Genomic DNA, 11,800 nt, shown 5'->3' on the forward strand with positions numbered 1-11,800 from the left:
TAAAGTGTCTTCATTAAAGTGGTTAAAACCGACAAAAGAACAAGCTGAATGGTTAAAGCCATACCTTGCTAAGAGATACCCTGATATTGATATCGAGCTTTCTCGACTAGCTTTAAACATGAAAGATTATTGTGAAAATTTCAAAAAACGGGTGAATGACTTTTGGGGGGATAAGTACGAAAGAAAAGTTAAAATCGACAGAATGAGAAACAATTGGGATAAGAAAGGCAGCCGCAAGAAAGCAAAAAATGGCAATCTCACGATCAGCCTACCACCTGAAATAAAGCAACAATTTTTAAATTTAAAGAAATTTCCAAGATTGGAAAACCACACACAAGCTCAACTGCTTGAAGAGTTACTTACGCATTACACCGATTTTTTTAAGCAAGATAAAGTTATAAGAACGGTAACTAGTCGAGACGATGAACGACACAATTTCAGTATGTTTGAATCTAAAATCAAAGATTTAGAAGAAGAGCTAGGTCTGAAAAATAAAGAGCTGGAAACGCTTAAAGCAGAACATAAAAGCACTACTAAGATGAATTATAATGCACTGTCTATGCGAGAAAAACCTAATAATGAATCTTTAACGGATGAGCAGAAAATGACGGTTGCAGAGGCTTTTGCGAAAGCACGATGAGTAATGAAAAACATGAGTAAAAAGATGCGTTAGACTTAACGCATCAAGCGTGAACAACTGAAAATATATTTGGTTAGCTGACTAAAGACATATTGGCAGTTCCCGTGACGCTATAACTTCCTTGGCTACTTTGTTCAATGTGCTCGCTCCACCAGCCCATTACTTTACGCCTACGCTCTAGGTAGTCTGTACGGTTGTATGCGCCTCGTATTTAGTTGACAGTAACAAGGCAAGGCAAGCCCCTACGAATTCAAGCAGCGACAATTCGCAAGCCTTTAAAGCCGACTTCAAGTAACTCTCCTTCACCTGCTCGTTCAATACGTTCGCTCCACCATTGCATAATAGGGCGACGACGATCAAGATAACCCATTCAACTGTAGGTACTACAGTTTAGTTTTTATCAACGAGAGCAGAAAATATTTGAACATTTAAGCTAATTTAGGTTGTGATAACGGCACTACATTCTCGATGGTAATCGTTTGCAATTTTTCACCCCAAGCCTGCAATACAGATAACTGCTCATCAAGATAGTCATGGTGATTATAAACTCTTAACATTCCCGGTAGCTGGTGGCCTACTGTTTTTTCGATCGCCACAATATCCAATCCCATCTCACTACAGCGGCTAATGAAAGTACGTCGCAGATCGTGTGGAGAGAATCGTTCAAAATCGGTTGGTAGATTACGTTTGATCAACGCACGTACTGCTGCTGGCTCTTGAACTTTATCTACCGTTAGCTGAGGCCAGACCAACTTCCACTTACTTGGCACGTTTGTACGCTGCTCATTGAGAAGAGCAAGCAGATAATCACTTAAAGGGACTTTGCGACTTTCTGGGCTTTTGGTATGACGATCCTCTGAACTTGCTGGCAATAACCACACCTTCTCTTCCAGATCTAACTCACTCCAACGCATTTCGAGCACGGCACTAATACGTTGCCCACAACCAAGTAAGAACTGCATCAAAAGGATGTTAGAAGAGTCTGTACGCCAAGAAGGAATACTCGTTAACAAAATTTTCAGCTCAGAAAAACTAAGGTGTCGTTTAGTAACCTTGGAACCACCGCCAACATCTCTTGCCTTCAATTGTGGTGCTGGGTGAGAACCTAGCATATTCAATGCTAAGGCGTGATTGATAACCTGATTGATGATTTTATGACATGCTCCGATAGCACCAGCCATCCTCTTCCCATCTTTATCCACTTTAGCATCAAAGACTTTATTAAGATCGACGATACTTAAATCCACTAGTTTAATCCTACCGATATGTGGTTTTATATCACGAATATAGATAGTTCTAGACTGAGAACCACGTAGCTGCTTAGATAAACGCTTAGTATCAAAACTAGTAAAAGCATCATCAAACGTCTTCGCTTCCTCTTTTTCACGCCGCTCCCTTGCGAGTTCTTCCTTTGGGTTCTTGCTGTTCTCCAACCAACTGCGATAGCGACCAGCTTCCTTTCTTGCTTGATCTAATGTCATTCCTCTTTCTGGATTTGATTGATCATAGCGCCCCATTGAAATCTTTTCGTGTTTCTTTCCCAATTGAAAGCGAAATGTCCAAGTCATTGTTCCTGTTGGTCGAACCCTAATATTTAATCCTTCATTCTTTTTATCCGCAACTAAGTATTCTTTTTCTTGTGGCTTCAGCGCGAGCAAGGTGGCATTGCTATTAATTCGCTTTTTCATGATGAACGACATCCTCAAATTCTGGGTACGGCTCGGGGTACGGCAACATGTGAGTTTTCATTGTATCCCTTAAGACGCCACTGGACAACGAAACCACAACAATTGTTTATTATCAATATGATACACGGCACTTCAAGACTTAAAAGGACACTATCAGACCTAGAGATCTATATACGCACCACATGGAAGCTGGCGTATTCCTAGAGCGTAAAGCGTAAGTATCGCTTTCAGGTCTAAGCCAAACAGCAGATACAAAAAAACGAGCCCATTGGCTCGTTTTTTTAATTTCTAAATCAGCTTAAGCAGTTTTGCCGATAAAGCCGAGTTTCTTACCTACCCATGCAAGAAGCAACATCGCGACAATAATCGCAAAGAAGTTTGAGCCAGCATCAGGGTGTTGTGCCTTCACAAAAGCCGAGTGGCCAAATGCACCTACAAAGAAACAAGCCAAACCTACTAGTGGAATATCTTCAGATACTGGGTTAGTTAGGTACTCTTGGTAAAGTGCTTGTACAGCCAAGACTAAAGCAATCAGTGGGAAAATAGAGAAGCCCACTTCGCTCATTGTTACCCAAGATAACAGAGCATCACCACACACACCGGCAATAACAGCAAGTACGAGTGTCTTTCTTTCTGAACCACGGTTTACAGTATTATTTTCATTCGACATTATTCAATCCCGCCTTTTAATCGGTTACGTTCACGTTCTTTACGATACCAAAAAGCCCCTTTGGCCATCATTCGCAATTGCATGATCAAGCGTTCAGCCAGTTCATCTCGCTGACGTCGATCTAAATCTAATGCTTCTGCCCCTGAGTTGAAGACCAAGATAACGGAGGCTTCAGCTTGAGTAAAAGCTTCGTCTCGTGTCATGCCAGTCGTTATCAAATATTCGGTTAACTCAGCAGAGAAGTGCTGTATCTCACGAGCTACCGCTGCACGAAACTCAAATGAAGTTCCTGAGCGCTCTCGCAATAACAGTCTGAATACGTTAGGGCTGCTTTCAATGAATTCCATAAAGGTTTCAACCGATGTACGAATCACACTGCCTTCTTTTACTATGCGTTGCCTAGCTTGACGCATTAACTGGCGCAGCAGTAAGCCACCTTCATCAACCATGGTTAAGCCAAGCTCATCCATGTCTTTGAAGTGACGATAAAAGGAAGTCGGTGCTATTCCAGCCTCACGAGCGACTTCTCTCAAGCTTAGATTGGAAAAACTACGATCGGCGCTGAGTTGGCTAAATGCTGCATCGATTAAGCTGCGACGAGTTTTTTCTTTTTGCTGTGCGCGAATGCCCATTGGTTTCATACTTTATCAATTTCTTCTTTTACAGCCTAAACAGGCATGTCTAATACTCTATTCAATATAACGCGAATCACTTATTTATATAAGGCACTCTGGTTATATAAGACACTAAACATACCTCTTTGTTCACGTACCGAAGTAAATACGTTCGAAGAAAAAATTTCAATATCCACACTGTCATTTGGAGACATACGACATACCAAATATTATTTTTTCGATAACACTGCGTGATCCCACCGACTCTCTGATGCCCTTTTCATGTACCCAAGAACAGAATCAGTTAAAATCTCGCTAAAGCAATGTTACTCAAATATAACAAGGAAGATATCTATGCCGCACTCCAACCACTTTGATGTAATCGTAATTGGTAGTGGCCCCGGAGGAGAAGGGGCAGCGATGGGATTAACCAAAGCCGGGTTGAACGTTGCAATCATTGAGAAAGAGAGCAGCGTTGGTGGTGGTTGTACTCACTGGGGAACAATTCCTTCAAAAGCACTGCGTCATGCCGTAAGTCGTATTATCGAATTCAACAGTAATCCGCTGTTTTGTCAGAACAACAAAAGCATACACTCAACGTTTTCTAACATTTTGGGGCATGCCAAATCGGTTATCGACAAGCAGACTCGATTACGCCAAGGCTTCTACGACCGCAACCAGTGCACGTTGGTCTTTGGTACTGCACGTTTTATCGATACCAACACTGTCTCGGTAATGCAAAGCGATGGCACTGAAGAACATTACAGTGCAGACAAATTTGTTATCGCGACAGGCTCTCGCCCTTACCAACCAGATAACGTCGACTTCCTGCATGAACGTATCTACGACAGTGACTCGATTCTTTCTCTTAAACACGACCCGCAACACATCATCATCTATGGTGCTGGCGTTATTGGTTGTGAATACGCGTCGATTTTCCGCGGTTTGGGTGTAAAAACCGATCTTATCAATACTCGTGACCGTCTGTTGTCATTCCTAGACAATGAAACCTCAGATGCACTTTCTTATCACTTCTGGAACAGCGGTGTCGTGATTCGCAACGATGAAACCTTTGAGAAAATTGAAGGCACTGATGATGGCGTGATCATTCACCTAGAGTCAGGTAAAAAGATGCGCGCTGATTGCCTACTGTATGCCAATGGCCGAACGGGTAATACCGATAAACTGAACCTTGGTGCTGTTGGCTTAGAAGCGGACTCGCGTGGGCAAGTCTCAGTAAATACCAATTACCAAACCAATGTTGACCATGTTTACGCTGTCGGTGATGTGATTGGCTACCCTAGCCTAGCAAGCGCGGCTTATGACCAAGGTCGATTTGTGGCTCAGGCAATTGTGAAGGGTGAAGCTGAACGCCACCTTATCGAAGACATTCCAACCGGCATCTACACCATTCCGGAGATCAGCTCTGTTGGTAAAACCGAGCAAGAACTTACCGCAGCTAAAGTACCGTATGAAGTAGGACGTTCTTCTTTCAAACACCTAGCTCGTGCTCAAATTGCGGGTAAAGATATTGGTAGCTTGAAGATCCTGTTCCATCGCGAAACCAAAGAGATTTTAGGTATCCACGTGTTTGGTGAGCGTGCCGCTGAAATCATCCATATCGGACAAGCGATCATGGAGCAGAAAGGTGAAGCAAATACCATCGAGTACTTTGTGAATACAACCTTTAACTATCCAACGATGGCGGAAGCTTATCGTGTTGCAGCACTCAACGGGCTTAACCGTTTATTCTAGATAAAGAACCAATAGGAGTATTTGACCACCCATAGGCCAAATACATAAACAGCAAGCCACGCGCTTGCTGTTTTTATTTAAAACACTGAATATTAAGGCATTGATAGTAATTAGATCATGATGTTCTAAATACCCCTTTACCTGTACAGCCTCATTTACTCTCCACAAACAGAGCCCTCAGAGCTAAGCGAGAAACTCCCCTTTCTTCCACTGAGAAACAAACAACACACCAAGACCAATTCCGCGCATTGCCATAAAGCTCAGCATCGCTAACCACAGTGCATGGTTCTCTAAACCTGATGCTAAATAGAAAATCGCGAAGAAACTACAGGTCGCAACAAGCATACTATTGCGCATATCCTTGCCCTTGGTTGCTCCAACAAAAATACCATCCAACAAGAAGCACCACATAGACACCAATGGCATTGCGATTAACCACGGTAAATACACCTCGGCTTGGTTCTTCACGTCAGGAATGGTAGTGATCATATTAATCAAACTCGAGCCAGCGAGTGCGAACGCTATGGTCAGTACCAAACAAATATTAAAGCTCCAGAAGAAAGTACCAATCAATGACTGGTTCAGTTCATCTTTGTCTTTCGCGCCTATCGCCTTACCGACCATCGCTTCCATTGCGTAGGCAAAGCCATCCATCCCATAAGAGATGATCATCAAGAAACTCATCAACACTGCATTGGCCGCAACAACATCATCGCCAAAGCTTGCACCTTGGAAAGTCATGAAAGTGAAAGTCGCTTGTAGATACAATGAACGAAGAAAGATATCGCGATTCAATTTCACGAAACGACTCAAGCCTTGGCTGGTTTTCTTAAGCAGATCCCATGGCGATGGTAACTGCTTCTTCGCCCAGATTCGGTAAACACAAATTAGGCCAAATGTTAGACCGGCATAATCAGCCATTACAGATGCCAATGCAGCACCTTCCACTTGCCACCCTAAGCCGATAACAAAAACGATATCCAAAACGATATTGGTGATATTGGTGATGATCACCATCCACATTGGCGCTTTGGCGTTTTGAGTCCCGAGCAGCCAACCTAGAATCACAAAGTTAGTTAGCGCAGCAGGCGCACTCCAAGCGCGGATTGAGAAATATTGCTGACCATAGTGCTTAACTTGATCACTGGCGCTACTCAATGAGAAAACTAAATCGGCGACTAGACTGTGTAAAAGCAAAAAGACACCAGCAAACCCTAAGGCCATGGTCACGCCTTGCACAAAGACTAAACCAAGTTGCTTGCCATCATTCGCACCATAAGATTGTGCGGCTAGCCCTGTTGTCGACATGCGCAGGAAACCAAGCAACCAAAAGGTCACGCTGATCATTGTGCCGCCCAGCGCCACACCACCTAAATACCAAGAGTGCTCGAGGTGACCGATAACCGCCGCATCGACTAAGCCCAGCAGTGGAACAGTAATATTAGAGAGAACCATCGGGATCGCGAGCAGCAGCACTTTTTTGTGCATCGCCTGATTGGATAGCGTTTGAAAAATAATTTGGGGATTAAATAGCTTCACGATCACCTCTTAGTTTAGAGGCGATAGTTTAACCTAGTGGGTGGGCTTTCACTATGTTGTGTACTTTGTGTATTGGTTAGCTTTTACCAAACTATGTGTTGATAGAAGAAGCTAACGCTACCATTTAACGAGTACTAATTGAGGAGTTAAACGCTTTTTAAACTGAGAAATCTTACACAACAATCGCTGCCACAACTTCCAACGATTACATTGCTGCTCTAATGGTGAAAATGACTTAACCCATTGCGCCCATGGCAACCAATTGAGAACACTGTCTATTGGTGAAGACAACCCGTGAGCATACTTTCCTGAACCAAGCTTTTGTCCCAACGTACTTGAGCTTTTATCTCCAGCTAAGACTAAACACGCATGTGCATGAGTAAAGTAGCGGCTCAAAGACTGAATGAAGTTCGCGGTCTGTTGTTCATTACAATCCAGCAAAGCATGTTCACACACCACCATCACCGAGGCTTGTTCTGGAATATTAAGTTCATCCAACCAAGTTAGGTCATCGACAGAGCCACACTCTAAGCGATAGCGTTCATTTTTGTGGAACAAGCGTTGTCGCCAAAGCAGATTCTCGGTTACATCTAACTCAACCCAATGACAGCGGCCATTATCTAAACGGTAGAAACGGGTATCGAGCCCTGCTCCCACGTTAATAATCCAAGCATCTGGGTTATGAGATAAAAACTGTTGAACTTGAGAATCACAAAGTTGAGTCAGTGTCGCGTAAAGGAGTTGCTGTTGGTCGAGTTCACCGGTAAGACATTCTGGTGCGAGCTGGCAACGCTTGCAGGCTTGAGCTGCGATAGGATCATAAACGAGACCATCATCAGCTAGGCTTTCACGGCTACGAAACCAAAGATGCTGAACGAGGTTCGTCGGAACTTGGAATTCTTGATGTGCAGACCCTTGTTCAGAAGAAGCCTTTTGAACAGAGGAGCGCGGCTTACGAGTAAGCGGCTTCATTTGAGGTTTGGTTGGGTTTGGCATCATCATCTTCCTTGTATCTCGACAAAGAAGATGATAATGAATATCAATTACAATGACAAGTTATTGAGAATAAATATCAATAAGCTGTTTGTACTGACTACATCCAGTCGGTGTTGCGAATAATACCAACCGCAAGCCCTTCAATAGACAAGTGTTGAGATTCTAGATCGACATGGATTGGAGAAAACTCTTCATTTTCAGCATGTAACAGAACCGTTGAACCTTTACGTTCTAGGCGTTTTACCGTTACATCATCATCGACACGAGCCACTACAACCTGACCATCGCGTACATCTTGTGTTTTATGAACAGCTAATAAATCACCATCCATAATACCGATGTCTTTCATACTTTCGCCATTTACACGAAGTAAGAAGTCAGCTTGTGGTTTAAACATGCCTGGATCAACTTGGTAATGCATTTCTACATGCTCTTGAGCCAAGATAGGCTCACCAGCGGCAACCTGACCGATTAATGGTAAACCTTGCTCTTCGTTTGCTGCATCTTCAAGCAAAATACGAATACCGCGAGACGCACCCGGGATAATCTCAATCGCTTCTTTACGAGCAAGAGCTTTCAAATGTTCTTCTGCAGCATTAGCAGAACGGAAGCCTAGTTCACGCGCGATTTCTGCACGTGTCGGTGGCATACCGGAATCTTCGATCTTACCTTTGATAAGGTCAAAGACTTGTTGCTGGCGGGGCGTTAACGGCTTCATGATTCACCTGTCTTTTTATACAGTTGACTGTGAGTATATCCAGTAACTGAACAAAAGCAAAGCAATTGGTTGTTTTTAGTTCATTTTTAGCAAATTACAAAAACAGGATCTCTAGCCACACATAACCTGCGAGTGCCAAACAGATGAAAACTGCTGCCGAACCGACATCTTTAGCCATCCCAGAAAGCTCATGATGTTCACTGCCGATTCGGTCGACAACCGCTTCAATCGCGGTATTGATTAGCTCGACAACCATCACCAATACCACCGATGAGATCATTAAGATTCGTTCAACTTGGCTTACATCTAGGTAAAATGCCAACGGAATAAGCACGACCGCCATGAACACTTCCTGTCGAAATGCAGCCTCATTTTTAAACGAACTCGTAATGCCTTGCCATGAAAAGCCTGCTGCTTTGATGATGCGTTTGAATCCGGTGTTTGATTTTTTGGTCATTTTTAACCCTATACTCAATCAGTCGATGAATGATTTTCCACAAACTTAACGGCAATATGACTATTTCCATTAAAAGGTTAGACCAGTTTCTGGTATTCTTGCATCGATTAAATTTACGCCTAGGCTTATCCCTATTTCACTCATAGGATTTATCCTTTTTATCAGAGAAATAGAGATACGCTTCAGCACATTGAAATAACTATTGAGGCAGTGAACCTATATGTCTTCTGGACAATCTTTTTCACGTTCATTAATGAAGCTACCTTTATCCGTATTGGTAAAGGGCACATCAATTCCTTCAAACCCTGTTGAGGATTTGAACATTGATTTGAGCAAACCGATTGTATACGCCTTACCGTTTCGCTCAAGTGTCGACATTCTTACATTGCAAAAACATGCACTTGAATTAGGCCTACCTGATCCGTTGAGCAAGCTTGAAATCAACGGCAAATCACTGCAACGCTACGTTTTCATCTCTTCTCGCAAAACTCTGCTGCAAGACGATGATTATGTACCAAGCTCTTCAATTGAAGTGTTCTCTGAATTGCTTTCACTGCACGCCGACGACTCTGAACTCGATGTTCAAGTTATCCCTGCTACCGTTTTGTGGGGGCGCAAACCTGGTAAAGAGAATAACCAGAAGCCTTACCTACAGGCAATGAACGGCTTAGAGAAATCAAAAGCTGTATTGCTAGCCGGTCGTGACTGCTTGGTTCGATTTAGTCCTGTGGTTTCTCTGCGTTACATGGCCAACTCACACGGCACCGACAGCACCATCGCGCACAAACTGGCGCGCGTGGCACGTATTCACTTCTCTCGCCAAAAGCTTGCAGCATCAGGCCCTAACCTGCCAAGCCGCCAAGCTCTGTTTGATCGCCTGTTAAAATCAGAAGCGATCAAAAAAGCGATTGAAGACGAAGCACAAGCAAAGAACATCTCGATCGAGAAAGCGAGCAAAGAAGCTCAAGACATTATGGACGAGATTGCTGCGAACTTCTCTTACTCGCTGATCAAGCGTGGTGAGAAGATTCTTGGTTGGCTGTGGAATAAGTTGTACCAAGGCCTGCATATCAGCAACGCTTCAACGGTTCGTAAGTTGGCTCAAGATGGTCACGAGATTGTTTACGTGCCTTGTCACCGTAGCCACATGGACTACTTACTGCTTTCTTATGTGCTTTATCATGAAGGCATGGTGCCGCCGCACATCGCTGCGGGTATCAACCTGAACTTCTTCCCTGCCGGTCCTATTTTCCGTCATGGTGGTGCGTTCTTTATTCGTCGTAGCTTCAAAGGCAACAAGCTGTACTCGACGATTTTCCGTGAATACCTAGCGGAGTTGTTCGCTAAAGGTTACTCAGTAGAGTACTTCAGTGAAGGTGGGCGTTCTCGTACAGGTCGTTTATTGCAAGCGAAGACCGGCATGTTGGCGATGACTATTCAAGCGATGCTGCGCGGCATGAATCGCCCGGTGACTTTGGTTCCTGTGTACATCGGCTACGAGCACGTGATGGAAGTGGCGACTTACGCAAAAGAACTTCGTGGTAAGCGTAAAGAGAAAGAAAACGCGAGCTTAGTGATTCGTACCATTCGTAAGCTGCGTAACTTTGGTAAAGGCTACGTGAACTTCGGTGAGCCAATTCAACTGAACCAATACCTGAATGAACACTCACCTGAGTGGACCAAAGACATCGACCCAATGGGCACTAGCAAACCACAATGGATGAACCCGGTGGTTAATGACTTGGCGACCAAAATGATGACGCACATTAACGATGCGGCAGCGACCAATGCCCTGACCCTTTGTGCAACGGCACTATTGGCTTCAAGACAGCGCGCATTGTCTCGTGACTCTTTGGTTTCTCAGATTAATTGCTACCTGTCTCTGCTTAAGAATGTTCCATATTCGGCAACGTTCACTGTGCCAAAAGACAGCGCTGAAGATTTAGTAAAACATGCTGAATCACTGAACAAGTTCTTGATTGAATCAGACTCAATGGGCGACATCATTTCGCTAGACCGTCACCAGTCAATTCTGATGACCTACTACCGAAACAACATCATTCACTTGTTCGCTCTGCCATCTTTAATTGCCCAGATGACCATTCGTCAGCGCGGTTTATCGATTGAAGCGATTCAAAAGAATGTTGCAGCAATTTATCCGTTCTTAAAGAAAGAGCTGTTCTTAAGCTACGACGAATCACAGCTTGAAGGCGTAGTATCAAACATCATTGATGAACTTGTTAGCCAGGGCATGATTGTTGTGTCTGACAATGAAGTGACGATCAACCAATCGAACAGCCAAGCTCTTATGCTGTTAGGCCGTACGATTTCAGAAACGCTACAGCGCTACTCTATTGCTCTAAACTTGCTGGCAGAGAATCCGGAACTGGACAAATCTGACCTTGAGCAGAAAAGCCAAGACATCGCACAGCGACTTGGTCGATTGCATGGTATCAATGCTCCCGAATTCTTCGATAAAGGTGTGTTTGCTTCTATGTTCGCAACGTTGAAGCAGCAACAGTACCTAGATAACGACGGCAACTGCGATTTAGAGAAGACTCAGCAATTCGCTAAGCTTCTTTACTCGATGCTTTACCCAGAAGTCCGTCTGACTATTCAAGAGAGTATTCACCAAGTCGAGTAATTCCTGTATATAGCAGGGCTCTGATAGCAGATTCAACGCGATCAAAAAAGGCACCCACTGGGCTGTCTCTTATACACAA

Annotated in this window: 10 protein-coding genes; 3 read left to right on the top strand and 7 right to left on the bottom strand. The window is 43.8% G+C overall.

Annotated features, from left to right (window positions below):
- Positions 1-4: 4 nt before the first annotated feature.
- Positions 5-640 (top strand): hypothetical protein, encoded by a 636-nt coding sequence (locus AB4371_RS19210; RefSeq protein ID WP_102459108.1) that lies wholly within the window; start codon positions 5-7, stop codon positions 638-640.
- 428 nt (positions 641-1,068) lie between these two features.
- Here the strand turns inward: AB4371_RS19210 and AB4371_RS19215 are convergent, their stop codons facing one another.
- The 3 genes from AB4371_RS19215 to fabR form a co-directional block, all read right to left on the bottom strand.
- Positions 1,069-2,328, bottom strand: coding sequence for a tyrosine-type recombinase/integrase (locus tag AB4371_RS19215; RefSeq protein ID WP_372150507.1), 1,260 nt, complete (start codon positions 2,326-2,328; stop codon positions 1,069-1,071).
- Positions 2,329-2,626: 298 nt separating this feature from the next.
- The gene (locus AB4371_RS19220; RefSeq protein WP_017061049.1) at positions 2,627-2,998 is read right to left on the bottom strand and encodes a YijD family membrane protein; all 372 of its coding nucleotides are present in this window, start codon (positions 2,996-2,998) and stop codon (positions 2,627-2,629) included.
- On the bottom strand, positions 2,998-3,639 hold the full coding sequence (gene fabR, locus AB4371_RS19225) for an HTH-type transcriptional repressor FabR (RefSeq protein WP_010438693.1): 642 nt from the start codon (positions 3,637-3,639) through the stop codon (positions 2,998-3,000). The genes AB4371_RS19220 and fabR overlap by 1 nt, the downstream gene beginning before the upstream one ends.
- A 327-nt stretch (positions 3,640-3,966) precedes the next feature.
- On the opposite strand from fabR, the gene sthA reads away from it, so the two are divergent.
- Positions 3,967-5,367: a Si-specific NAD(P)(+) transhydrogenase gene (gene sthA, locus AB4371_RS19230; RefSeq protein ID WP_017061048.1), complete on the top strand. Its 1,401-nt coding sequence runs from the start codon at positions 3,967-3,969 to the stop codon at positions 5,365-5,367.
- Between the two features lie 183 nt (positions 5,368-5,550).
- On the opposite strand, the gene dinF is transcribed toward sthA, so the two are convergent.
- From dinF to AB4371_RS19250, 4 genes are all read right to left on the bottom strand, one after another.
- Positions 5,551-6,906, bottom strand: a complete 1,356-nt coding sequence (gene dinF, locus AB4371_RS19235; RefSeq protein WP_372150508.1) for an MATE family efflux transporter DinF — start codon at positions 6,904-6,906, stop codon at positions 5,551-5,553.
- A gap of 117 nt (positions 6,907-7,023) precedes the next feature.
- Positions 7,024-7,902, bottom strand: a complete 879-nt coding sequence (locus AB4371_RS19240; protein WP_372150509.1) for a class I SAM-dependent methyltransferase — start codon at positions 7,900-7,902, stop codon at positions 7,024-7,026.
- Between the two features lie 97 nt (positions 7,903-7,999).
- Positions 8,000-8,620 (bottom strand): transcriptional repressor LexA, encoded by a 621-nt coding sequence (gene lexA / locus AB4371_RS19245; RefSeq protein WP_019820514.1) that lies wholly within the window; start codon positions 8,618-8,620, stop codon positions 8,000-8,002.
- 94 nt (positions 8,621-8,714) lie between these two features.
- On the bottom strand, positions 8,715-9,077 hold the full coding sequence (locus AB4371_RS19250; RefSeq protein WP_017061045.1) for a diacylglycerol kinase: 363 nt from the start codon (positions 9,075-9,077) through the stop codon (positions 8,715-8,717).
- Positions 9,078-9,297: 220 nt separating this feature from the next.
- Between AB4371_RS19250 and plsB the strand changes: the two genes are divergently transcribed.
- Positions 9,298-11,721: a glycerol-3-phosphate 1-O-acyltransferase PlsB gene (gene plsB / locus AB4371_RS19255; RefSeq protein ID WP_065584273.1), complete on the top strand. Its 2,424-nt coding sequence runs from the start codon at positions 9,298-9,300 to the stop codon at positions 11,719-11,721.
- Positions 11,722-11,800: the final 79 nt, after the last annotated feature.

The sequence above is a fragment of the Vibrio sp. 10N.261.51.A3 genome (assembly GCF_041471965.1).
Taxonomy (GTDB): domain Bacteria; phylum Pseudomonadota; class Gammaproteobacteria; order Enterobacterales; family Vibrionaceae; genus Vibrio; species Vibrio crassostreae_C.